Genomic DNA, 24,272 nt, shown 5'->3' with positions numbered 1-24,272 from the left:
TAAAGTTAGTTTGTCTAGCATCTAAAAATAAAAATTGACGTTTCACGTTGTTTGTTTCGTTCAGTTTTCAAAGAACTCGTCTGTCGCTCAGAAGCGACTTTATTAATATAACATTTCGTTATATTTTCGTCAACAACTTTTTTTCAATAAGTTGTTTTTCGTTTGTTTTACTTGTTACCTTTCGTGGCAACGAATATAAATATACCAGTTTGATTATTAAAATGCAATAGTTTTTCTAATAAAATCTTTAACTTAGTAAAAAAGTATAAAAACAGCACATTTCTTCTATATAAATATAATTTCTCGCACCATCAAGAACTACTATCCCCACGTAGCTCATACTCAAATAAAAAAAGCTTTGGAGAAATCTCCAAAGCTTAGTCTTGTTTATGACGCATAGCAGGGAATAATAATACATCACGAATAGATGGTGCATTCGTTAACAACATAACAAGACGATCAATACCAATTCCTAGTCCACCTGTAGGAGGCATACCGTACTCAAGAGCTTCAATATAATCATCATCCATCATGTGAGCTTCATCATTACCTTGTTCGCGCTCTTTTAATTGCGCTTCAAAACGTTCTTTTTGATCAATCGGATCATTTAGCTCAGTAAATGCATTTGCATGTTCACGTGCAACGATAAATAATTCGAAACGATCTGTGAATCGTGGATCTTCGTCATTCTTTTTCGCAAGTGGCGAAATTTCTACCGGATGACCGTAAATAAATGTTGGTTGGATTAATTTATCTTCTACTTTTTGTTCGAAGAATTCGTTTATAATATGACCAACTTCCATCGTATCCTTAATACCTACATTATGTTCTTTTGCAAGTTCACGCGCTTCTTCTACACTCATTGGATTCCAGAAATCTGCTCCTGAATGTTCCTTGATTGCATCTACCATATGAAGACGTGTCCATTCTGGTTCTAGATTAATTTCATAATCACCATATTGGATTGTTGTTGTACCTAGTACTCGCTTCGCAATATGAGCAACCATATTTTCTGTTAGTTTCATAATATCTTTATAATCAGCATACGCTTCATATAATTCAATCATTGTAAACTCTGGATTATGACGAGTTGATACACCCTCATTACGGAATACACGACCGATTTCATAAACTTTTTCTAATCCACCCACAATAAGGCGTTTTAAATGAAGTTCAATTGCGATACGCATGTATAATTCCATATCTAACGCATTATGGTGCGTAATGAAAGGACGCGCAGAAGCTCCACCTGCAATTGCATGCATCATAGGTGTTTCCACTTCAAGATAACCATTGTCATCTAAGTATCTTCTCATTTCACGAATGATTTTACTGCGAGTAACGAATGTTTCACGGCTTTCCATACTTGTGATTAAGTCTAAGTAACGTTGACGGTAGCGTTGTTCAACATCTTTTAATCCATGATATTTATCCGGTAATGGACGAAGAGATTTCGTTAATAGTGTAAAGCCCGTTGCTTTCACCGAAAGTTCTCCAACGTTCGTTTTGAACACTTTACCTTCAATACCTACTAAATCACCTAAATCTGCTGTTTTAAATAATTCGTACTCTTCATCTCCAACAGCATCTTTACGAACATAAATTTGAACTTGTCCATGTAAATCTTGAATATGTGCAAATCCAGCTTTTCCTTTACCGCGTTTTGTCATAATACGACCAGCGATAGAAACAGAGATTTCTTTCTCTTCTAATTCTTCTTTAGAGAACTCTCCATATAAGCTTAATAAGTCATTTGTTGCATTTGTACGTTCAAATCGTTTACCGAACGGATCGATTCCTTGCTCACGTAAGTTATGTAACTTTTCACGACGAACAAGCAATTGGTCGTTTAATTCTTCGTGGTTCATGTTATCCATGGTATTGATATCACTCCAGCTCTATTAATTTTTACAATATATACAGTATAGCATTTTCTACTCAACTAGAAAAACTGCCAGCAACTAGCTGGCAGTTCTTCTTTCTTTCACGTAATTATAGGAAGTGTATAGAAGAATGTCAATCTTCCCTATCTATTATTAACCAACGTGAATTGTTTGTTGTTTCGCTTCTACTTCTTCTACAAATGCACCTAATACATTCGCAAGGTCCTCACGCGTATTACAAGCATTGATACCATTACGTACAGTTGCATTACCACGAACACCCTTTAAATACCAAGCTGCATGCTTTCTCATCTCTCTTACAGCGACATTTTCGTTCTTTAAATCGATAAGACGATCCAGATGCAACATACATACGTCAATTTTCTCACGCACTGTCGGTTCCGGCATTAATTCACCTGTTTCCAAATACTTTACCGTACGATAAATCATCCACGGGTCCCCAAGGGCAGCGCGACCAATCATAACACCGTCTACACCAATTTCATCAAGCATACGCTTTGCATCTTGTGGCGTTTCGACATCACCATTTCCGATAACCGGGATATTTACAGCTTGCTTTACTTGTTTAATAATATCCCAATCCGCTTTCCCTTCATACATTTGTACTCGTGTACGTCCATGAACTGCTACTGCTTGTCCGCCAGCACGCTCAACAGCTTTTGCATTCTCAATTGCAAAAATATGATCTGCATCCCAACCAATACGCATCTTAACTGTAACCGGCTTTTCAACAGCATCTACAACTGCCGCTACCATTTCATATATTTTATTTGGGTCTAAAAGCCACTTTGCTCCCGCGTCACACTTAATGATTTTCGGTACTGGGCAACCCATATTAATATCAATAATGTCTGCTGTCGTATATTTATCTACGTATTTCGCAGCATCTACAAGAGTTTCTTTCTCTCCACCAAAAATTTGTAAACTTAATGGCTTTTCTCTTTCGTCAATATATAACATATCTAATGTTCTTTTGTTATTAAGTAATATCGCTTTATCACTTACCATTTCAGCACAAACTAAACCTGCACCAAATTCTTTTACTGTCAAACGGAATGCAGAGTTACACACTCCCGCCATCGGTGCTAATACAACCGGGTTTTTCATCTCAATATTTGCAATCTTTAACACTCGACTTACTCCTTCCTTCATAGTCACTTCGGCATTAATTCCTCCACTGAAACCTTTAATGCCTTAGCAACTTCCACTACAAAATCTTGGGAAGGCGATCGATTCCCTCTCTCAACTTCACCTAAAACAGATACAGATACCCCTAACTCTTTCGCAAAACCTTCTTGTGTATAACCTTTTAGCTTTCGAAAAGCACGAATGCGTCTTCCCCATTTTTCTGCTTCCATACCGTTACTCCCTCTCGCCTTTTCATTTCTTCTACTTGTGAACGTGAAATGTTTTGTTTTATATCTTGATTAATCTCTAACAACGGAACGATAACAAAAGCTCTTTCGAACATCCGCGGATGCGGAACAATAAGATTCTCTGCTTCAATATTTTCTTGATTATATAGTAAAATGTCAAGGTCGATGGTCCTCGGACCCCATCTGATTTCCCTTTTTCTTCCTAAATCATTCTCTACTCTTTGTGTAATTTTCAATAATTCTTGCGGTGATAAATTGGTAGAAATTTTTATAACTAAATTTAAAAAGCAACTTTGGTCAGTATAGCCAACTGGCTCTGTTTCATATACAGATGAAATATCGTTAACTTGGATATACGGGTTTTTGTTTAAAAACTGAATCGCTTCAGTTAAATACGTATAACGTTCTCCGATATTTGAACCTAATGCAATGTAAGCTATATTATTCATGGACGTTCTCTCGTAATTTCCACTGCTACAGCACGATAATGCCCAGGTATCGGCGGATCTGGTTTAATTACTTTAATTGTACAACGGAAAATACTCTCATATTGTTTCAATATATCTGCAGCAATATTTTCAGCGATACTCTCTACAAGCTTATACGTTCTATCTTCAACAACTTTTCTACATAACTCGAAAAGCTCTCCATAATTGACAGAATGCTCTAAGTCATCACTTTCTCCTGCCTGTTTCAAATCCAACTCCACCGTTAAGTCCACTTTAAATCTCTGCCCCAATTTATTTTCCTCTGGGAATACACCATGATAACCGTAAAACTCCATATCATGAACATAAATTTTATCCAATTACTTTACCCCCTTACCAATCATCGCATCCATCATCTTAGCCATACGTGCCATTTCCTTCACATCATGAACACGAACAAACTCACAGCCCTTTTCAATGCCAAGACAAACGGTAGCTCCCGTTCCCTCAAGACGTTCCTCTACCGGTAAATCTAACACATGTCCAATAAAGGACTTTCTTGAAGTACCTAAGAGAACTGGATAACCCAATACGTTTAACTGTTCTAAATTACGCATCGCTTCTAAATTTTGTTCAGGTGTTTTAGCAAAACCGATGCCTGGGTCTAAAATGATATTCTCATCTCGCACACCAGCATCTTTAGCAATTTTAATACTGTCATATAAATCAGCAATCATATCAGCCATTAAATTGCGGTAATTCATGTTATCTCGATTATGCATCAAGATAATAGGTACATCGTAATGAGCTGCAACTTCAGCGATTTTTGGTTCCGCCTTCGCTCCCCAAACGTCATTAATAATATGAGCGCCCGCTTCGATTGCTTGTTTTGCAACTTCAGCTTTATACGTGTCGATAGAAATAGGCAATTTCACTTCTTTTGCAACCGCCTGAATCATCGGAACAACTCGCTTGATTTCTTCTTCCACTGATACTTTAGCAAAACCCGGGCGAGTAGATTCACCGCCGATATCAATAATATGAGCACCTTCATCTCGCATTTCTTTCGCATGGCGCACCGCAGCCTCTATTTCGTTGTAACTCCCACCATCGGAAAACGAATCTGGTGTTACATTTAAAATCCCCATAATTAAAGTTTTTTCATTTAAGTTCAATGTATATTCGCCGCAGCGCAAATCATAATCCCACTTCAAACTACACATCTCCTCTTCACAATTCATTTCTGCTCCACAATTTCTCTCTCTGCATTTCGTAAAGATTCATAAACCTTTTTGTAACCATACCTACTTTACCCGGGAAATCTCGTCCCTCTATATGATAAAGTGGAACAATTTCTTGAATCGAGTTCGTTACGAAAACTTCATCAGCTGAAAGTAATTCATCTTTTGTAAAGAAACCTTCCTTTACTTCGATGCCCAGCTCTTCAGCAACCTTTATAATAAACGCACGAGTGATACCATTTAAAATCCCTGTTTTTAACGAAGGTGTATACAAAATATCACCTTTCACGAAAAAGAGATTCGAAACAATACCCTCTGCAACATAACCTGTTTCAGTAAGGAAAATACCTTCCTTATTCACAACATTTCCAATTTCACGTTTTCCTAAAATGTTATTTAAATAATGATGAGACTTTAAGCGAGACGCACCCTCTGGTGTATTTCGCACTTGCTTTAAAACAACCCCTTCTTTTTCAACTACATCTCCCGGGGCTGCCAAAGGTTTTATAAAAACAATAACAGACGGCTCTTCATACATTTCCGTTTGCAATCCAATTTCATCTATACCCGCTGATACATTAAAACGTACATATGCATGCTCTAATTCATTCTTAACGAGTAAATTCTTCAAAATAAGCAGTACTTCATCTTTCGTCATTGTCCATTTAATTTGCAATGTATGCAGTGCATCTATTAAACGATCATAATGATCATCCAATAAGAAAGGATGACCATTATAAATACGAAACGTCTCAAAAACCCCAAGACCATATACATAACCATGGTCATAAGGAGAAATTCTCGCTTCACTTGCTTCTACATACTCACCATTTACGTAAATTAACATGATGTCACACTTGGACTGTATTTACGGATGAAATTCTGCAACAACTCTTTCCCGTGGGAAGTCATAATTGATTCCGGATGGAACTGTACACCTTCAATCGGTAATGTTGTATGACGGAGCGCCATAATTTCCCCTTCTTCTGTCCAAGATGTTACCTCTAAGCAATCAGGTAACGTCTCTTTCTTAACGATAAGGGAATGATAACGTGTCGCAGTAAACGGATTAGGGATATCCGAAAAAATCGTCTTTCCGTCATGATGCATAAGCGACGTTTTCCCATGCATTAAGCGCTCCGCACGTATAACCTCTCCACCAAACACTTGTGCAATGGATTGATGTCCAAGACAGACCCCAAAAATCGGAATCTTTCCAGCAAAGTATTGAATAACCTCCATACTAATACCTGCTTCATTAGGACTACACGGACCTGGCGAAATCATTAAAAAGTCTGGTTTCATATTCTCAATATCTGAAATAGTCACTTCATCGTTACGTTTAACAACAAGCTCTTGTCCAAGTTCTCCAAGAAACTGCACTAAATTAAATGTAAAAGAATCATAATTATCAATCATTAATATCATTTCTCTCACCTAACCGTTTCTTCGCTACGTTCTTTTGCACGCCATAAAGCAATCGCCTTTTTTAACGACTCTTTATATTCATTTTCCGGATTCGAATCAATTACAATCCCCGCTCCTGCTTGTACATGCGCTTTTCCATCTTTAGCAAGCAGTGTTCTAATTACAATATTCAATTCTGTATCTCCAGAATAACCGATCCACCCGATTGAACCTGTATAAATCCCTCGGCGAACAGGTTCTAATTCTTCAATAATTTCCATCGTACGTATTTTCGGGGCACCAGTAATTGTTCCCCCAGGGAATACAGCCTTCACTAAATCAAAAGCATCTTTATCTTCTTCCACCTCACCACGCACATTAGAAACAATATGCATAACATGTGAGTATTTCTCAATTACCATAAATTCATCTACTTCTACAGTGCCATATTTACAAACACGCCCTAAATCATTTCGTTCTAAATCCACAAGCATGACGTGCTCTGCTCTTTCTTTTTCGTTCTCAATTAATTCTTTTGCTAATTCTTCATCCTCTTGCTCATTCGCCCCTCTAGATCTCGTTCCAGCAATCGGTCTTGTACTTACTTCGGTTCCCTCTTTCTTAATTAGCAACTCTGGCGATCCACTAACAATTTGAAAATCCCCGAGCTCCAAGTAACCCATATATGGAGATGGATTAATCTCACGAAGACTTGTATAGATTTTTAGTGGGTGTGTTTGTAACGTTCTTTCTTGCCTTGTCGACAAGTTTACTTGGAACACATCACCAGCCCCAATATATTCTTGAATACATTCAACCGCCTTCATAAAGCTTTCTTCTGTAAAAGCAACTGTTTCACTTTTCTCTTCAGGGCATGCAAAAGGTATATTCACTTCTGGCGCTTCTGTCGCCCAAAGAATCTTCCATTCATTTAATCGCTCTTTTGCCTCTTCATGCTTATCTACATAATGTGTAATAATCCATAATACTTTTTCTTTTTGATCATACACAAACACATCATCAAATAATAAAAAGAATATATCAGGTATATTAATGTCATCCTCCGCATGGGAAGGGAGTTTTTCAATATAACGGATGCAATCATAACTAAAGTAACCAATTGCACCACCTTGAAATGGAGGGTATTCCGGATTATAGTCCGTTTCCCATCGCTCCATATATTCCTGCATTAAATCTAATGGGTTTCCTTGTTTTATTGTTTCCTTACCACTTTCGCTTATATGTAACGTTTCACCCTTCCCTCGGATTACCGCTACTGGGTTCAACCCCACAATGTTATAACGACCGCCACGTCCACTCTCTAACAAAATATGTTGCGGTTTATCCTTAGAAAGAAATTTATACTGCTTAAAGAAATCTAACTGATATGGAATAGAAAGCGCTAAAGATTTTCTTCGTTGCATATCAACACCCCGTCTTCTTTTATCCCACCCTCTTAGATTAACCACCTCAAACTACATTCGTTATATATATAAAGTGGTTATACTCGAAGGCTAGTGAAAATAAATTAATTATACTACCTCTTATTTTACATGAAGTTTTCTAGTCATTCACTCTTTTCCTATTTCCAATCCAAAAAGAAAAAGCATCCTTTTTCAAGGATGCTTTTTCAATCACATATAATTAAGACTCAAATTGATACAGCGGTGTACTTAAATAACGTTCACCGTTACTTGGGATAATAACAAGTACCTTTTTCCCTTTACCTAACTTTTTCGCAATTTCTGTTGCTGCATAAATAACTGCTCCAGAAGAGATACCCACTAAAATACCTTCCTCTTTAGCCACTCTTCTTGCATATTCAAATGCTTGCTCTGCTTTTACTTGAACAATTTCATCATATACCTCTACATCCAATGTCTCTGGGATGAATCCCGCCCCAATTCCTTGGATTTTATGTGGACCCGGTTTCCCACCAGATAGTACTGGTGAATCCGCAGGTTCTACTGCATAAATTTTAATATCTTTATACGCTTCCTTCAGTACTTCACCAGCACCAGTAATCGTTCCACCTGTACCAATACCTGCAATAAACGCATCTAATTGGTCACCCATTTGTTCAACAATTTCTGGCCCTGTTGTTAAACGATGAATTTCTGGATTCGATTGGTTTTTGAACTGTTGTGGTATAAAGTATCCATGCTCTTTTGCTAATTCAGTCGCTTGACGAATCGCTCCACCCATTCCTTCAGGCCCTGGAGTCAATACTAATTCTGCACCGTAAGCACGTAACAAATTACGACGCTCAATACTCATTGTTTCTGGCATTACTAAAATTGCCTTATATCCTTTAGCGGCCGCTACCATCGCTAAACCAATTCCTGTGTTACCACTTGTCGGCTCAATGATTGTATCGCCTTCTTTTAATAATCCTTTTTTTTCAGCATCTTCAATCATAGCTAATGCAATACGATCTTTAACACTGCTCCCTGGATTCATAAATTCTAATTTTAAGTATATATCTGCGCTGTTTGATTCTACGATGCGGTTCAACTTAACGATCGGCGTTTTCCCGATTAATTCTGAAACTGATTGTGCCACTCGCATTCCTGTCACTCCTAACACCGAGTATTTTTATTGGTTTTATCTATATTTAGATTTTGTCAGAAAATTCCCTTTTTGTCAATCTATTTAGAGGACGGATTCCCTCACTTCCCTTATTACAAACTCTCAATTAAATTTGTAATATCTTCTTTAGAGAACTTGTATCGCTCATTACAGAAATGACAATGAACTTCTGTCTCTTCTTCTTCTTCACGAATTTGCTCTAACTCTGTTTTACCCAAACTAATTAACACACTCTCAATACGTTCGCGTGAGCATGTGCAATTAAATTGAACATCCATCACTTCTAATACTTTTACTTTATCTTCTCCAAGAACTGCATACAGTAACTCTTCTGGAGAAAACCCTTGTTCGATTAACGTTGATACAGGAGGAATCTTCTGCAAACGATCTTCAATGAATGAAATTGTTTCTTCCTGTGCACCTGGCATAATTTGAAGGATAAATCCACCTGCCGCTAATACGCTGTCATCTCCATTTACAAGAACGCCGACTCCTACAGAAGAAGGTGTTTGCTCAGAAACTGCAAAATAATACGTGAAGTCTTCCCCTAATTCTCCTGAAACAATTGGAGATTGACCAATAAACGGCTCACGCATACCAATATCTTTAATTACTGTTACAAATCCTTCAGTACCTACCGCTTGATATACACGTAATTTCCCTTGTTCCGTTCCTTCAAAATCAACATGTGGATTCGTTACATAGCCACGTACATCCCCATTCGCATGAGCATCTACTAAGATGGGACCAATCGGACCATTACCTTCTACCTTAATCGTTAACTTTTGGTCACCTTTTAACATCGCGCCCATCATTGTACCTGCAGTTAAAGAACGACCAAGTGCCGCTGAAGCTGTTCTCCATGTATCATGACGTCTTTGCGCCTCACTTACTGTGTTTGTAGTACGTACACTATATGCACGCACTTCCCCATCAAACGCTAACGCTTTTACTAAATAATCTTTCATACTCATTTATTCACCTTTCTCATGCTGTAAATTTGCATTACGCTCGTATAACATATACAAACCCTTTAATGTTAAAAATGGATCTACAACGTCAATTACATTCGATTCTTCTGAAATTAATTTCGCCAATCCACCTGTTGCGATAACTTTCGGTTCTTGTTTAGCTTCCTCTTTCATACGCTTAACAATACCTTCCACTTGTCCAACATAACCATAAAGAATACCAGATTGCATCGCACTTACCGTATTCTTTCCAACAACACTGCTTGGTTTTGTAATTTCAATACGAGGAAGTTTTGCCGCTCTACTATATAAAGCCTCTGCTGAAATCATAATTCCCGGCGTAATAACTCCACCCATATAATGCTTTTCTTCGTTAATATAACAATATGTAGTAGCCGTACCGAAATCGACAATAATAAGCGGACTTCCATATAAGTGGATTCCTGCTACTGCATTTACAATTCGGTCCGCGCCTACTTCACGTGGATTTTCATATTTAATATTTAGCCCCGTTTTTATTCCAGGACCTACTACAAGCGGTTTAATTTTAAAATACTTCTCACACATGCGCTCTAAAGCAAACATAATTGGTGGTACGACTGAAGACACGATAATACCTTTCACATCTTCAAACGAAAGACCTTCATGCTCAAGCAACTGCTTTACAAGCATTCCATATTCATCTTCTGTCTTATGACGATCTGTTTCCATGCGCCAATGTTGACGAAGTTCCCCCTCTTCAAACACGCCTAGCACAGCATTTGTGTTCCCTACATCCAATACAAAAATCATATTCTCACCACTTATCTTATTTAATCTATATTTGTGCAATATGTATAAAACTTATAAAAACATCATATCACACATACTTATATAATCAGCTTTTCTATCCTCATCATTTTACAAAAAGATTACACTCTATTTCAATTTTTAATACCAGATTTACTTAAATTTTTTTCTACTTCATTTCGTTCCACAAATAAAAAAAGGAGTGACCATCGTCACTCCTTCATCTCTTACTTATCTTCTGATTCTTCATCGTCCTTCTTCATATTGATGTTTACTTTCACATCATCTGAAGATGTTGGACGCTCTGGCAATCTGCCGTAATCATATAAATGATTGATTTGCTCTGCATCTAACGTTTCTACTTCAAGTAACGTTTTCGCAATAATATCTAGCTTATCACGTTTTTCAGTAAGAATTTGTTTCGCGCGAGCATAACATTCTTTTATAATAGTTTGCATTTCCACATCGATTTCATGTGCAATTGCATCACTGTAGTTTTGTTCTGAATGGAAGTCTCTTCCTAAGAACACTTGACCACCTTGTGAGCTACCGAATTGCATCGGTCCAAGCTTATCACTCATACCGAATTCCGTAACCATACGTCTTGCAATACCAGTCGCACGTTGGAAGTCGTTGTGAGCACCTGTACTTGCTTCACCAAACACAATCTCTTCAGCTACTCGACCACCAAGTAAACCAGTGATTTTATCAAGTAACTCTGGTTTTGTCATGAAGTAACGATCTTCTTTCGGAAGCATTACTGCATATCCACCAGCTTGACCACGAGGGACAATTGTTACTTTATGAACGATATCTGCTTCATCAAGGACAACACCAATTACAGTATGGCCAGCTTCATGGAATGCAACGATATTACGTTCTTTTTCAGAGATAACACGACTTTTCTTAGCTGGACCTGCAATAACACGATCCGTTGCTTCATCAATATCACTCATATCAATTTTCTTCTTATCTTGACGCGCAGCCACTAAAGCAGCTTCGTTTAATAAGTTTTCAAGATCCGCACCAGAGAACCCTGGTGTACGAGTTGCAATTGCTCTTAAGTTGATATGATCATCAAGCGGTTTATTACGAGCATGTACTTTCAGCACAGCTTCACGGCCATTTACATCTGGACGATCTACTGTAATTTGACGGTCAAAACGACCTGGACGTAATAACGCTGGATCAAGAATATCAGGACGGTTTGTTGCAGCGATGATAATAATACCTTCGTTTGCACCGAATCCATCCATTTCAACAAGTAATTGGTTCAACGTTTGCTCACGCTCATCATGGCCACCACCAAGACCTGCGCCACGTTGACGTCCTACTGCATCAATTTCATCAATGAAAATGATACAAGGAGCATTTTTCTTTGCATTTTCGAATAAATCACGTACACGTGATGCACCGACACCGACGAACATCTCTACGAAATCAGAACCACTGATAGAGAAGAATGGAACGCCTGCCTCACCTGCAACGGCACGTGCTAGTAAAGTTTTACCTGTACCTGGAGGTCCTACTAATAGAACACCCTTCGGAATACGGGCACCAACTTCAGCGAACTTACGAGGATCTTTCAAGAATTCAACTACCTCAACAAGCTCTTGTTTCTCTTCATCCGCTCCAGCAACATCTCTGAAACGAACTTTTTTCTTTTCGTCATTATATAACTTCGCCTTACTTTTCCCGAAGTTCATAACACGGCTACCGCCGCCCTGAGCCTGGTTTAATAAGAAGAAGAATAAAATGAAGATAATGACAAACGGAATGATAGAAGTAAAGAACGTTACCCAAGCACTTGTTTCTTCTGCTGGTTGATACTTAACTTCAGCACCTTGCGCTTTGTCATTAATTTTCTTTTGTAATTCCTCAGTATTTGGTGCATAAGTAACAAATTGCTCTCCTTGGCTAGAGTTGTTAAATTGTCCTTTTACCTCAAATACACCATTTTTCGGTTGAAGTTGCACATTACGCACTTCACCTTTTTCTAGTTTAGTAATGAATTTATCGTAGCTAACTGATGTCGTTTTTTGTGTCGAACCATTAAAATAGCTCACGATTCCAATTACTACTAGGAATATCAGTAAATAAAAGATGGTATTACGGAAGATACGATTCATTCCTAACCTCCTCTCACGGCATAAACACTATAGTAAATCGTAACATAGAAAAACTTTCCTATACAATTGTGACGCCTGTATTTAATTAATTTGAGTAAACACTTGGTTTTAATACTCCTACATAAGGAAGATTACGGTACTGCTCTTTATAATCTAATCCATACCCTACAACAAATTCATGTGGAACAGTAAACCCAACATAATCCGCTTTCAAATCTACCTTACGGCCTGTCGGCTTATCTAATAACGTAACAATTTTTACAGACTTCGCTTTACGATATTTGAATAGGTCTACTAAGTAACTTAGCGTAAGACCGCTATCAATAATATCTTCAACGATTAAAATATCGCGACCCTCTACAGAAGTATCAAGGTCTTTTAAAATTTTCACTTCGCCTGTTGAAACAGTAGAGTGACCGTAACTAGATACAGCCATAAAATCCATTTCAAGATATGTATCTGTTCTCTTTAATAAATCTGCCATGAATGGCATTGCGCCCTTTAATACACCAATCGCAAGAGGTATTGTATTTTTATAATCCTCTGCAATAACCGCACCTAATTCGCGCACCTTTTCTTGTATTTGTTCTTCAGAAATTAATACTTTTTCGATATCTTGATTCATCATTTCATTATCCTCCCGGAAGACTCCTTGCTTTTGTAGTGAATAATCATATATTTATCCTTCTTTGCCGTCTCTTTCGAGATAGCAAATGCAGATCGCTTCAACAAGGGTACCCAAATAATATTCCCACTTGCATCACAAACGACCGGCCATTCTTCTCTTTTTTCTCTTGGTACTTTTGCTTCAATAAAAATAGTTTTTATCTTTTTTGTGCCATTCATACCTTGTATTGACATGCGATCTCCATTTTCTCTAGAACGAATACGAAGTGGATATGATATATCATTATACTTAGCAACAAATACTGTTTCATTCATGTTACTCGGTATATCTTCGCTCACCTCTGTTACAAGCTTATCCCCGTTCGATAGCGTAATTGTCCCGGGCACTGATAAATCTTGTAAAAAAGGAGAAACAATTTCTTGTTTAAATCCAAAGCTGCACTCCTCGTATGCACGAACAATTTTTAAATCACCTGGGAAATCAAGTGAACCCGAAGGTTGTGTCCGCTTAAAAAACTCGATCACTTTGTCAATATGTATAGAGGAAAGAGAAGATGGAATCTTATATTCATAAAGATAGTTTAATATTAGTTGAATCCCTCTTCTTTGTAAAGGCATAGACATGGATTCAAAGGCAGGAATTGATAAGCTAATTTGTTTATCACTTTTTTTTGTAATTACTTTATTCATTTTCTCAAAAGCTAATTCCTGCAAATACGCCTCATCCTCTTGCATCTGCATGCTAAATTTTTGGAATTTCTCATGCACTTGTGAATTTTCTTCTTTCAAATGAGGAAGAACATATTTACGTAATCGATTCCTTGTATATACTTCCTTTTTATTACTTGGATCTATACGGGGAATTATTTTTAGCTTATTACAGTAATCAACAATCTCTTCCTTCGTTACTCCAAGTAACGGCCTAATTAAATATCCATTATGAAAAGGACGCTTCACTGCAATTCCTGCATATCCTTTCGGAGTACTCCCTCGTACAAGGCGCATTAAAATCGTCTCTACTTGATCATCACCATGATGTCCAAGAGCTACATATCTCGCATCATATTTCTTCATTATTCTTTCCAAAAATGCATATCTGCATTCTCTAGCAGCAACCTGTGCATTCATTCCATGTTGCTGTTGATATTGCGACACATTAATCCTTATCGTTTCGCAAATAACTCCCAGCCCTTTACAAAGATCCTGCACAAACTGTAGGTCCTCATGAGATTCATCACCTCTAAACATATGGTCCACATGTGCCACTACAATTTCGAACTGTTTTGCTGCTCTTTTTTCTAACAAATAATATAGAAGAGCCAAAGAATCAGGACCACCAGAAACCCCTACAACAATTGTTGAACGTTCCTTTAATACATCATGCTGCTTTACAAAGTCATCTACCTTTTCAACAAATGTATCTTTCAACTTCGTAATCACCTTTCATTAAACAAGAACAGCAACGTTAGTTACCTTGTTTATAATGGTACAACTTTTACAAACATTGTGCAAAAAAAAGATATACAAAAATTACATTTTTATCTTACATCATCCGTACATATTCACAAAAATAATAACATTATCTTTTAAAGTAAAAAAACCTAGGCATCCACCTAGGTTTTTAGAAAGAAACAGTGATAAAGAAACATCACACTTAAAATTTATTGTGCCTGCATTCCTACAATTGGAATCGTAGCCCACTTCGGCATATTTTTCTTCACTTTCGCCACAACGATAGTCATATCGTCATTTATATAACCATCACAAGAGCGAATCACCTCTTCCATAATGATATCAGCAATTTCTTGCGGATCTTCGGTTTGTAATTCTTTAATTTTTCGTTTCATCCATAGTTCATGATTTTCTACATGTTGCGCTCCCTCGAAAATCCCATCGCTCATCATAATAAGGATATCGCCCGTTTTTAATTGTTCACCTACTACATCAACTTCAACATCCTCAATAATCCCCATCGGCAAATTACTTGCCTCAATTTTCAAAATATTATTCGCGCGTTTAACAAAACTCGGCGTCGATCCAATCTTTAAAAATTTCGCACTCGCATCCCGCAAATCCACCATAGCTAAATCTAACGTCGTAAACATCTCTTCTGTTGTTCTTAAAGAAAGAATAGAATTGATAGATTTAATCGCTATTTCCTCATCAATGCCTGATTGAAGTATTTTTTGTAATAATTTTACCGTTTCTTTACTCTCCATATGAGCTCTTTGCCCATTTCCCATACCATCACTAATTGCAAGTGCATATTTACCAACACTTAAATCCATCATCGCATAAGAGTCACCAGAAACAAACCCACCGCCTTTTGCAGCTGTGGCCAACCCAGTATCAAGAGAATACGTTTTTGCCGAACCAAATGATATTAAGCTGTGGCCGTTCGGATAAGAAGATTTTTCTTCATGTTTAACAACAATATTTTCCTTTAGAATGTCAGAAAGCATCGGCGCAACTAACTTTTCACATTCTCCATGTTCATTAGATGCAACTGGAATCAACATTTCAATATCAATACTTCCTCTATCTAAACAATATATATCAACATGCTCTACTTCTACGCCAAAATCACGAAACGCTTGCATAATCTGTTCTTCCTGCACTTGATGATTTTCTCGTTCTCTTTGGATCTCCTTAGCAAAATCCTCCATAACTTTTGATACACCTAATAGTTGCTCCGCTACTATTCTACGGTTTTCTTTCATTTGTTTTCGTAATTTTTGTCCTTCATAGAAGTGATCTAATTCACCCGCTACTAAATCCGTCACTTTCTTCCCTCTCACACAATGCTTGTCCCATTCACGAACTAACTTCCGATTATGCTGCAACGTCCCCTCTTCCGTTTCACTCATTATTTGTTTCATATAATCGTACGTTTTGTCGAAATTAACTACCCAGCATTGGTCCTTTTTAAAGCATGTTTGACATGTTTTTGCAGTAATTGTACTTAAGAACAAATCCGCCTCTGTCTCTTTATCGTCCTCCTCCACATATCCATATACAGAAAAGCTATTGGATAAAGCAGCAAATACATTGGCAAATTGATTAATTTTATTCGCTGTAACATCACGCATCCTTCTTAAATACTGTTGTTGATCTTGCGAATGTTCCTGTGTGCCTGGCATGAATTTAGCAATACGATCCATAACAAGTTTCGGTGTTAATAAGAAGAACACAATCGCCACACCAGATTCAATTAAAGTTGTCACAATGTTTGTTTGCTTATCTACATATAGCGTAATCAAGCTTGTCCCAATTAATAAACCTAAACTAACACCTAAACGCTTCCCTTCTTTTAACAAACCACCAAGCAACCCAGAAAAAGCAAGTAGACTAAGTTGAGACAAACTGGAGACATTCGCTAAACTTAATATTAATCCAGTGACGACCCCCACTGTAGATCCTGTAGCAGCCCCCGCGATAAATGCAAACACAAGCACTAAATACCTAGTAAAAATATGTTGAATAGAAGCGTCATATACAAACCAATCTGTTGTACCTGTTAAAACAGATGCTAGTAATATAATTAAACAAACGATTTCTTCTGTCTCTAGCGCTTGTTGCTTACCTTTTCGTTCCACTAAAAGCGGAACACTTTGTAAAAATATCATAGTTAATACGAAGCTAAGCCCTGCCTCAATCGTACTAACGAGTAAATCGTACATGGTGACAGTTTGTTGCGCGAAATATACGACAACTAAATGTGCGGTTAATGCGGAGATAAATACTTGGAATGGAACAAGTCCAACAGTTTTACGTGTAAACCGACTAAAGAAGATATTATAAATGAAGAATGTAAAAATAGATGCAAAGGTAAAGAATAAATTATCTATCGAAACTGAAAGGGCGCCCCCCATAAGAGCCAAGAACGCGAGCGGCATTTTATCCCGCTTCATAACATAAACAGCAGCAAAAAACGGCAGTGCAAACGGTAAAATGTTTGTTAATATATATGCTCGTCCCAAAAGAAAACCAATAACAACAATAATAAATCCCCATCTAAAGAAAACCTGTTCAAACTTCATTCGCAACTTACTCGTCCACTTTACTGCTCCAAGCTGACTCTCATTTATTGCCAATGCACTTGTATTCATAGTATTCCTTCCTGCTTTAGGCATATTTTTAACACCACCTGCATAGTTTAATTACTGTCATTATAAAAGATGATTATTGGGATTTTTGTCAAAACAACAGTTTTCACTTTTATAATCGTTCGACTTTTTATTCGAAATAACTCTACATATATACACGGTATGTAATTTATTCTCACTACTTTAATTGAACATTCAGAAAATATAGGGTGATTTTGTAGAAGTGTTGTATGTCTTAATTTATTTAATAAAAAAAGATCATGCAAATTTGCATGATCTTTTTAGGATGACCCGTACGGGATTCGAACCCGTGTTACCGCCGTGAAAGGGCGGTGTCTTAACCACTTGACCAACGGGCCGTTAAATTAAATATAGCGGCGGAGGGGATCGAACCCCCGACCTCACGGGTATGAACCGTACGCTCTAGCCAGCTGAGCTACACCGCCATGTCGTCTTATTTAACGGACAATTAGTATCTTACCTCAGATATATTTTAAAGTCAACACATCTTGAAAACTTTTTTAAAAATATATTTTCACATATAAAAAAGCACCCCGAGCAATCGCCCTGGGTACCTCTCTATATGCTAAGAATTAAACGTTCTTATTATCCGCGACGTGCGCCACGGCCACCACGTTTAGATTCTGTGTTACGCTTTAAAGAAGTTAAACGATCTTCACTGTCCTTTAAGAAACGTGCCATCTTTTGCTCGAATGTTTCTTTTGGAGCTCGTTCGTTACCGCCGCCACGGTTATCTCTGTTGAAAGAACGATTACGTTGTGGACGTCCAGAACGTTGTTGATCGCCACCGCCACCGCGTTGGTATTCACCACGTGGACGATCTCCTTCTGTTTTTTCGCGCTCTTTCGCTTTTTTAATAGATAGACCGATCTTACCATCTTTTTCAACGTTAATAACTTTTACTTCTACTTGGTCGCCCACTTTTAAGTGATCGTTAATATCTTTCACATAATTATCAGCAACTTCACTAATATGAACAAGACCCGTTAAGCCTTCTGGCAGCTCCACAAAAGCCCCAAAATTTGTAATACCTGTTACTTTACCCTGTAACTTGCTGCCTACCTCGATTGACATAAAAAAAATGCTCCTCCTTAGTGGTTAAAAAGTCAAATTTTACTTTATTATATATAATCCTAAAATATAGTGTCAATAAGACATACTCTACTTAGAAACAGGAAAAATTATCTCCCCTTTTCCAGAGAAGAAATAATCCCTTCTAGCAATCTTTAATACGTACTCTTCATCATTTAACTTTTGAACTTCGTCTTTTAGACTTTTTTCTTTATTCGTTAATGAATCCAGTTCTTTTTTCATGTCCTTAACTTTTGCTTCTTTTGCTCTAATGGAACTGTTTTGTTGATAAAACGTTACACTAATACTCGCAATAATTGTAAAAGCAAAGACAAGAAAAACCGCTAAACGGCGATAAAGTCGCTTCCTGTTCTCATCCGTTTGTATTATATGCTCTTTAACAGGATTTGGACTCTGTTTTTCGATTGTTCTTTGTCTCAGTTCCCTCATTTCCGAGGTCCCCCTAACTTCTTTTTTATACGCTCCCATAATTGGAAGATGTGTCCCTTCAATTTTGCTATATATTGCAGGAACCCTACATGTTTCATTATAAAAAGTTTAACACGATTAGGGAGAAGTTTCCATATGAGCGAAGCAATAAATCGAACAGGCCAGAAAAAAACTTTCCATATGAAAAGTAATATCCAAATCACCATTTTCCATAACACATGTCCAATTGAAAGCAGTATACGAAATAAGAATAATATAAATGCAATAAATAGCTGCGCTATAATAATAACAGGTTTTATCATGAGTAGCTTTATAATTTGAACAAAAAAGTGTGTTGTTCGCATAAAAATATAGATGAGAAAATTTAACAGTCTCATGTATATTGCTTTCAATAAGCTTTGATATGCCGCAAAACCACATAATAATGCCAAAAATACATATATACGTAGTTCAGCTTCATTTACAAGAAGCAATACATAAAAAACGAATAATGCTTGGACAATCCAAAATAGTATATCATGTATAAATACAAGCCAACGTTTACGTTCTTGCCGCTTTAAAAATCGTTGGTATGTATCTAAAGACGCTCCAATCCAAGCACCCATTCCGATCATTGAGAGCATCGTATACAACTGAATTGTTAGGCTCATTTAAACAACTTACTAAAGAATCCTTTAGTTTTCTCCCCTTGATTCTCATCAATATACAGCATCTCATGAACTTTCCCTTTAATCGATACAACACCTTTTTCTACATCTAAATTTTTCATTTGCAAATTTTGACCACGAATTGTTAAAAAACCCATTACGGTCTCAAGTAAAAACTCCTCGCTATCAAAACTCTCTACCTGCTTTACACCGGTAATATCAATTACACGCCTGCCACGCATAATAATATCATGCTCTACCGAAACATTTTGTTGATTAGAAGACGTAGGTGAGTAACCATTATTCACGTAAATCCCCCCATAGATTTATACTAGCTAATAGTAATGTATGAAGGGATAATTGATTTTAGAACAAGCCTTCTTCAGCCTTTACTTTTTCTTCACGAACTAAACTATACATATTTGTTGCATCTTCTTTTTTAGTCGTTTCTTTCAATTCGTTTATTTTTACAGTTACTATTTTTTGACCAAAACGAATTGTTAATTCATCAGCTACTTTCACATCTGAACTCGCTTTTGCCACTTGACCATTAATTGATATTCTTCCTTGATCAGCTACTTCTTTCGCTAATGTTCTTCTTTTAATTAAACGTGATACTTTTAAAAACTTATCTAGACGCATATCAAATCCCCCTATTAACGCTCTGTTTGTTTTGCCTCTTCCCATAAAACATCTAACTGCTCTAATGATAAATCTTGCATCTCTTTATTCATTTCAGCTACCTTTTCTTCCATGTATAAGAAACGACCGACGAATTTCTCATTCGTTGAACGTAACGCCTCTTCGGGATCTATTTTATAATGACGAGCTATATTCACAAACGCAAATAGTAAATCGCCAAATTCACCTAACATTTTCGCCTCATCCATATTTGTAACTTCTTGCTGGAACTCTTGCCATTCTTCTAAGGCTTTCTCTATCATCGGTTGTACATCAACCCAATCGAAACCAACTTTGCCAGCTTTTTTCTGGATTTCATAGGCGCGTAGTAATTGTGGCAAACTTTTTGGAACCCCATTTAAAACAGATTCTTTCACGAATCCTTTTTCTTGTTTTTTAATTTCTTCCCAATTGGCAATTACTTCATCAGCATTATTTACATCCGTATTCCCAAATACATGCGGATGGCGGCGAACCATTTTCTCAGATAAAGTTCGAATAATATCATCTATAGAGAACCAACCTTCGTCCTCCCCAATTTGAGCATGCAACATAACTTGTAATAATATATCACCCAGTTCTTCTACTAAGTGATCATCATCCTCTTCATCAATCGCTTCCAACACTTCATAAGCTTCCTCAATTAAATACTTCTTTAAAGATTGATGTGTTTGCTTTTTATCCCACGGACAACCATTCGGTCCACGAAGGTCTGCAATAATTTCTCTAAGCACATCAAACTGTTGATACAAGGACGCACGTTCTTTAACTGGTGGTACATATACACTCGTTAAATTGTTCAACTCTGTTTCATGATCTAACATGTACAACGGCACCTTTTTAACTTGTTCAAATGAAGTCCCTGCAGCTGTTACAATATACACTTCATTATCATCTGATAGCATCTCCATTAATGTTAATTTCACATCAGATGCAACGAATGCGTCATATACTTGGCAAAAGATTAAATGTTGACGTAATTCTAATTGTCCTCTTTCAAATGATGTGGCGTCAATTAATTGGAATCCTTCAATCGGATCAATCTTTAAACTCGCAAACATAGGATCAAGGAAACTTTGTCCACCTTCAATGCGCACTTCAACATTCGCTACTTCGCCTTTTTCCAACAATAGCTGAACCGTTCTTTCCGCTACAAGCGGATGCCCTGGCACGGCATAGATGATTTCTGTGCCTTCAGCTTGTTCTAGCAATGTATTCGCGATTGTTTCATATACAATTTCAAATGTATCATGCGCTTCATATACATCGTCAAAGGCTGTATATTGTATACCTTCTTTCTCCAACTCTTCTATAACGGGATGTTCCTTCGTTCTAACAAACATGTGATCTGCTTCTTTTATTTTTCGATATACACCCATCGTTAACTGATCTAACTCACCAGCACCTAATCCTAAAATAGTAATGATTCCACTCACAACCTGCCACCTCTATCCACTCTTCTTCAATGAACCTTCTTTTTTCTCTTTTTTCATAACGGTTCCTATTTCCGCTTTTGTAAATACACGTAATTTTAAAATTAAAAACACATATGTTAATCCACCGATAGCTACACCTAACAATGCCTCAAGTGTTGCAATTCCTCTATGCCTTGTATCAATTACTAATCCAGACAGTTGCATCACACGTATAAATATTATTAATACAAACCCCATACCGATACCACTAATAACTACACCTAACATATTCCGCTTATCGATAAGCGATTCGGATACAGCTTGCATAAGTAATGCACTATTTAGCACAGAAATTACAATTAACGCAACTAGTGTTGCAATTGCAGCTCCCTTCACACCAAAATACGGCATTAATGTATAATTTAAAGCTAACTTTAAACAACCCCCAAATATAACGAATATTGCTGGTTTTAATGTTTGTCCTAACCCCTGCAAAATAGACGCAGTTGTAATCGACAATGAACTAAATAAAATAGATAAAGATAAAATGGATAAAACATCTGACCCATCACTATTTTCAAACAACATAATATTCGTAGGCTGAATAATACAAGTTAATCCAATGGCAGCTGCAAATCCAATAACAAATGTTATTTTCATTGCTAACTTTACCTTTTCTCGAATAAAGGAAAGATCTCCTCTTTCCTTCGCCGCTGTAATAATTGGAATAAGCGACAATGAGAAAGAAGTTGTCACGACAGTACCTAATTGCATAAGCGGGATACTTCTGTCATAAACACCTTTTAATACCTTTGCACTTTCAGCTTGCTCTCCTGCCCCAATAAGTAAGGAATAGAAGGAAATAGAATCAGCCATTTGTATAAAAATAAGTACTAAGTTACTAACACAAATCGCCAATCCCTGCCAAAACAGAATTTTAATGATCCTCTTTTTTCCCTTAATTCTCTTTACACTCTTGAAAAATATAGAACGAAAGTCATGACGCATATAAAGTACAAGTACGATAATCCCAATCAGTCCACCTGCGATTGAACCTAACATAGCACCTGCACCGACTGTATATAAATCAAATCCGCGAGCAATTAGGAATAGAGATAAAAATACAATAATAGAAACACGAATCGTTTGTTCTATCACTTGCGAAACAGCTGTTGGCATCATATTATTGAATCCCTGAAAATATCCTCTTGCTACAGATAAAAACGGCATCAATATGAATGAAAATGAAATAACACGTAATAACTTATCTAAGTGTATATCGCCCATGGCTGTTGCAATTGCTTCGGCACCAAAAAACAATGTAAAAAAGCCTACGAAACCAATTCCTAATAAAAACCAAAAAGATACACAGATAATTTCTTCTGCTTCTTGTTGTTTCCCTCGCTCTAATCGTTCCGCAACCATTTTTGAAATTATAATGGGGAACCCATAAGTAGCTAAAATTAAACAAAATCCATAAAACGGATAAATTTGTTGGTAAATATAAAAACCAATATCACCCGCTATATTTTGATATGGAATACGGTAAAAAGCGCTTAATACCTTTGTAACAAAACTTGCGATTGTTAATATAATAGCCCCACGCCAAAAGGCTTGATACTTCTTCGATTCCATACAAGAAAACTCCTTTTTCTATTCTCACCCCTCGTATTATATCATAAAGAAAAGGACAAGCTTCCTTGCCTACACGAGTAATAATACGTTCGCGCAACGATAGAAATGTTCAACGAAAAAAGGTAGCAAAGCGCTACCTTCATTCAATATACATATATCTCCAAATATTTGATTTCTCAAGAAGAAATATCATAATTAGGAAAGATTGCTACTTCTAAAATTCCATATAGCCTTACTGCTCCATTTGTTTCGCTAAAAAGCTTGCAGCTGTATTTACTGACTTATGCTCTACTTCACTTATAATAGCCTCTTTAGAGAAGATAACAACAGCTCCAATTGGATCCCCATTCGCAACAATCGGGCCAATTGTATAGGAACTCACTTTTTCTGTTACTCCATCAATAATTGAAATTTCGCTTTCATCTGTCATAATTACAGACTTACGCTCTTCCATTGTCTTCTCAATTAAATCGCCAACACTTTTATTTAAGTATTCTTTTTTAGATACACCTGCTACTGCGATAATAGAATCACGATCGCATACAAGCACATTATGTCCTAAGCTATCGTATAAAGCTTCCGTATATTCCTTTGCAAAATTACCTAGTTCACTAATTGGAGAATATTTTTTCAAAATCACTTCTCCATCGCGATCAACAAATATTTCTAGTGGGTCTCCTTCTCGAATACGTAAAGTTCTACGAATTTCCTTCGGGATTACTACCCTACCTAAATCATCAATTCGACGTACGATTCCAGTTGCTTTCATTCTAATGCTGCCTCAC

General features: G+C 36.9%; 24 protein-coding genes and 2 tRNA genes. All 26 read right to left on the bottom strand.

The annotated features are described in order from the left end of the window. Nucleotides 1–377: 377 nt before the first annotated feature. Entirely contained in the window at nt 378–1,877 is a 1,500-nt protein-coding gene (lysS, locus tag FS802_RS29590) for a lysine--tRNA ligase (RefSeq protein ID WP_000369674.1), read from the bottom strand. Between the two features lie 159 nt (nt 1,878–2,036). Then, nucleotides 2,037–3,035 carry a tRNA dihydrouridine synthase DusB gene (gene dusB, locus FS802_RS29585; protein ID WP_000912237.1) on the bottom strand — a complete coding sequence of 333 codons (999 nt, stop codon included), beginning with the start codon at nt 3,033–3,035 and terminating at the stop codon, nt 2,037–2,039. Between the two features lie 23 nt (nt 3,036–3,058). Then, nucleotides 3,059–3,262: a helix-turn-helix domain-containing protein gene (locus tag FS802_RS29580; protein WP_000387029.1), complete on the bottom strand. Its 204-nt coding sequence runs from the start codon at nt 3,260–3,262 to the stop codon at nt 3,059–3,061. Continuing rightward, complete coding sequence (gene folK, locus FS802_RS29575; protein ID WP_001059453.1) at nt 3,214–3,729, bottom strand: 2-amino-4-hydroxy-6-hydroxymethyldihydropteridine diphosphokinase; 516 nt, start codon at nt 3,727–3,729, stop codon at nt 3,214–3,216. Before folK ends, FS802_RS29580 begins: the two co-directional genes overlap by 49 nt. Beyond that, entirely contained in the window at nt 3,726–4,088 is a 363-nt protein-coding gene (gene folB / locus FS802_RS29570) for a dihydroneopterin aldolase (RefSeq protein ID WP_000358076.1), read from the bottom strand. The genes folK and folB overlap by 4 nt, the downstream gene beginning before the upstream one ends. Continuing rightward, complete coding sequence (folP, locus tag FS802_RS29565) at nt 4,089–4,949, bottom strand: dihydropteroate synthase (protein ID WP_002096157.1); 861 nt, start codon at nt 4,947–4,949, stop codon at nt 4,089–4,091. Then, the gene (gene pabC, locus FS802_RS29560) at nt 4,939–5,796 is read right to left on the bottom strand and encodes an aminodeoxychorismate lyase (protein WP_000909866.1); all 858 of its coding nucleotides are present in this window, start codon (nt 5,794–5,796) and stop codon (nt 4,939–4,941) included. Before pabC ends, folP begins: the two co-directional genes overlap by 11 nt. Next, entirely contained in the window at nt 5,790–6,377 is a 588-nt protein-coding gene (gene pabA / locus FS802_RS29555) for an aminodeoxychorismate/anthranilate synthase component II (protein ID WP_000602298.1), read from the bottom strand. The genes pabC and pabA overlap by 7 nt, the downstream gene beginning before the upstream one ends. Nucleotides 6,378–6,382: 5 nt before the next feature. Then, nucleotides 6,383–7,780 carry an aminodeoxychorismate synthase component I gene (pabB, locus tag FS802_RS29550; RefSeq protein WP_144525661.1) on the bottom strand — a complete coding sequence of 466 codons (1,398 nt, stop codon included), beginning with the start codon at nt 7,778–7,780 and terminating at the stop codon, nt 6,383–6,385. A gap of 220 nt (nt 7,781–8,000) precedes the next feature. Continuing rightward, nucleotides 8,001–8,924, bottom strand: a complete 924-nt coding sequence (cysK, locus tag FS802_RS29545) for a cysteine synthase A (RefSeq protein ID WP_001261726.1) — start codon at nt 8,922–8,924, stop codon at nt 8,001–8,003. Between the two features lie 113 nt (nt 8,925–9,037). Then, the gene (hslO, locus tag FS802_RS29540; protein ID WP_144525659.1) at nt 9,038–9,913 is read right to left on the bottom strand and encodes a redox-regulated molecular chaperone HslO; all 876 of its coding nucleotides are present in this window, start codon (nt 9,911–9,913) and stop codon (nt 9,038–9,040) included. A 6-nt stretch (nt 9,914–9,919) separates the two neighbouring features. After that, nucleotides 9,920–10,708: a type III pantothenate kinase gene (locus FS802_RS29535; protein WP_000578367.1), complete on the bottom strand. Its 789-nt coding sequence runs from the start codon at nt 10,706–10,708 to the stop codon at nt 9,920–9,922. A 224-nt stretch (nt 10,709–10,932) separates the two neighbouring features. Beyond that, nucleotides 10,933–12,834, bottom strand: a complete 1,902-nt coding sequence (gene ftsH / locus FS802_RS29530; RefSeq protein ID WP_001079657.1) for an ATP-dependent zinc metalloprotease FtsH — start codon at nt 12,832–12,834, stop codon at nt 10,933–10,935. Nucleotides 12,835–12,919: 85 nt separating this feature from the next. After that, on the bottom strand, nt 12,920–13,462 hold the full coding sequence (gene hpt / locus FS802_RS29525) for a hypoxanthine phosphoribosyltransferase (protein WP_000981845.1): 543 nt from the start codon (nt 13,460–13,462) through the stop codon (nt 12,920–12,922). Continuing rightward, a complete protein-coding gene (gene tilS, locus FS802_RS29520) occupies nt 13,459–14,889 on the bottom strand; it encodes a tRNA lysidine(34) synthetase TilS (protein ID WP_000655444.1) in 1,431 nt (476 codons plus the stop codon). The genes hpt and tilS overlap by 4 nt, the downstream gene beginning before the upstream one ends. 233 nt (nt 14,890–15,122) lie before the next feature. Continuing rightward, nucleotides 15,123–17,594, bottom strand: a complete 2,472-nt coding sequence (gene spoIIE / locus FS802_RS29515; RefSeq protein ID WP_001123525.1) for a stage II sporulation protein E — start codon at nt 17,592–17,594, stop codon at nt 15,123–15,125. Between the two features lie 260 nt (nt 17,595–17,854). Beyond that, nucleotides 17,855–17,926, bottom strand: a tRNA-Glu gene (locus tag FS802_RS29510). A gap of 13 nt (nt 17,927–17,939) precedes the next feature. After that, nucleotides 17,940–18,013 (bottom strand) — tRNA-Met (locus tag FS802_RS29505). 160 nt (nt 18,014–18,173) lie between these two features. Continuing rightward, nucleotides 18,174–18,662 (bottom strand): S1 domain-containing RNA-binding protein, encoded by a 489-nt coding sequence (locus tag FS802_RS29500; RefSeq protein ID WP_000021454.1) that lies wholly within the window; start codon nt 18,660–18,662, stop codon nt 18,174–18,176. Between the two features lie 87 nt (nt 18,663–18,749). Then, a complete protein-coding gene (gene divIC / locus FS802_RS29495) occupies nt 18,750–19,109 on the bottom strand; it encodes a cell division protein DivIC (protein WP_001208737.1) in 360 nt (119 codons plus the stop codon). After that, nucleotides 19,106–19,759 carry a spore cortex biosynthesis protein YabQ gene (gene yabQ / locus FS802_RS29490; protein WP_000059766.1) on the bottom strand — a complete coding sequence of 218 codons (654 nt, stop codon included), beginning with the start codon at nt 19,757–19,759 and terminating at the stop codon, nt 19,106–19,108. Before yabQ ends, divIC begins: the two co-directional genes overlap by 4 nt. Next, entirely contained in the window at nt 19,756–20,064 is a 309-nt protein-coding gene (gene yabP / locus FS802_RS29485) for a sporulation protein YabP (protein WP_001059106.1), read from the bottom strand. The genes yabQ and yabP overlap by 4 nt, the downstream gene beginning before the upstream one ends. 58 nt (nt 20,065–20,122) lie before the next feature. Next, complete coding sequence (locus FS802_RS29480; RefSeq protein ID WP_001234878.1) at nt 20,123–20,398, bottom strand: RNA-binding S4 domain-containing protein; 276 nt, start codon at nt 20,396–20,398, stop codon at nt 20,123–20,125. Between the two features lie 14 nt (nt 20,399–20,412). Next, nucleotides 20,413–21,873 carry a bifunctional methyltransferase/pyrophosphohydrolase YabN gene (gene yabN / locus FS802_RS29475; RefSeq protein ID WP_098655261.1) on the bottom strand — a complete coding sequence of 487 codons (1,461 nt, stop codon included), beginning with the start codon at nt 21,871–21,873 and terminating at the stop codon, nt 20,413–20,415. A gap of 12 nt (nt 21,874–21,885) precedes the next feature. Next, a complete protein-coding gene (locus FS802_RS29470; RefSeq protein ID WP_000444149.1) occupies nt 21,886–23,487 on the bottom strand; it encodes a putative polysaccharide biosynthesis protein in 1,602 nt (533 codons plus the stop codon). A gap of 232 nt (nt 23,488–23,719) precedes the next feature. Continuing rightward, on the bottom strand, nt 23,720–24,256 hold the full coding sequence (gene spoVT, locus FS802_RS29465) for a stage V sporulation protein T (protein WP_000648312.1): 537 nt from the start codon (nt 24,254–24,256) through the stop codon (nt 23,720–23,722). Between the last annotated feature and the right edge of the window lie 16 nt (nt 24,257–24,272).

It is taken from the genome of Bacillus sp. DE0042 (assembly GCF_007680225.1).
GTDB classification, from domain to species: Bacteria; Bacillota; Bacilli; order Bacillales; family Bacillaceae_G; genus Bacillus_A; species Bacillus_A wiedmannii.
The sequence above is the reverse complement of the archived record's forward strand: the minus strand, read 5'-3'. Positions and strand labels throughout refer to the sequence as shown.

What these genes read in the sequence shown, in the direction of transcription:
- lysS (WP_000369674.1), bottom strand. Translation starts at nt 1,877, where the DNA reads ATGGATAACATGAACCACGAAGAATTAAACGACCAATTGCTTGTTCGT.
- FS802_RS29580 (WP_000387029.1), bottom strand. Translation starts at nt 3,262, where the DNA reads ATGGAAGCAGAAAAATGGGGAAGACGCATTCGTGCTTTTCGAAAGCTA.
- folK (WP_001059453.1), bottom strand. Translation starts at nt 3,729, where the DNA reads ATGAATAATATAGCTTACATTGCATTAGGTTCAAATATCGGAGAACGT.
- folP (WP_002096157.1), bottom strand. Translation starts at nt 4,949, where the DNA reads ATGAATTGTGAAGAGGAGATGTGTAGTTTGAAGTGGGATTATGATTTG.
- pabC (WP_000909866.1), bottom strand. Translation starts at nt 5,796, where the DNA reads ATGTTAATTTACGTAAATGGTGAGTATGTAGAAGCAAGTGAAGCGAGA.
- pabA (WP_000602298.1), bottom strand. Translation starts at nt 6,377, where the DNA reads ATGATATTAATGATTGATAATTATGATTCTTTTACATTTAATTTAGTG.
- pabB (WP_144525661.1), bottom strand. Translation starts at nt 7,780, where the DNA reads ATGCAACGAAGAAAATCTTTAGCGCTTTCTATTCCATATCAGTTAGAT.
- cysK (WP_001261726.1), bottom strand. Translation starts at nt 8,924, where the DNA reads ATGCGAGTGGCACAATCAGTTTCAGAATTAATCGGGAAAACGCCGATC.
- hslO (WP_144525659.1), bottom strand. Translation starts at nt 9,913, where the DNA reads ATGAAAGATTATTTAGTAAAAGCGTTAGCGTTTGATGGGGAAGTGCGT.
- FS802_RS29535 (WP_000578367.1), bottom strand. Translation starts at nt 10,708, where the DNA reads ATGATTTTTGTATTGGATGTAGGGAACACAAATGCTGTGCTAGGCGTG.
- ftsH (WP_001079657.1), bottom strand. Translation starts at nt 12,834, where the DNA reads ATGAATCGTATCTTCCGTAATACCATCTTTTATTTACTGATATTCCTA.
- hpt (WP_000981845.1), bottom strand. Translation starts at nt 13,462, where the DNA reads ATGATGAATCAAGATATCGAAAAAGTATTAATTTCTGAAGAACAAATA.
- spoIIE (WP_001123525.1), bottom strand. Translation starts at nt 17,594, where the DNA reads ATGCCTAAAGCAGGAAGGAATACTATGAATACAAGTGCATTGGCAATA.
- FS802_RS29500 (WP_000021454.1), bottom strand. Translation starts at nt 18,662, where the DNA reads ATGTCAATCGAGGTAGGCAGCAAGTTACAGGGTAAAGTAACAGGTATT.
- divIC (WP_001208737.1), bottom strand. Translation starts at nt 19,109, where the DNA reads ATGAGGGAACTGAGACAAAGAACAATCGAAAAACAGAGTCCAAATCCT.
- yabQ (WP_000059766.1), bottom strand. Translation starts at nt 19,759, where the DNA reads ATGAGCCTAACAATTCAGTTGTATACGATGCTCTCAATGATCGGAATG.
- FS802_RS29480 (WP_001234878.1), bottom strand. Translation starts at nt 20,398, where the DNA reads ATGCGTCTAGATAAGTTTTTAAAAGTATCACGTTTAATTAAAAGAAGA.
- FS802_RS29470 (WP_000444149.1), bottom strand. Translation starts at nt 23,487, where the DNA reads ATGGAATCGAAGAAGTATCAAGCCTTTTGGCGTGGGGCTATTATATTA.
- spoVT (WP_000648312.1), bottom strand. Translation starts at nt 24,256, where the DNA reads ATGAAAGCAACTGGAATCGTACGTCGAATTGATGATTTAGGTAGGGTA.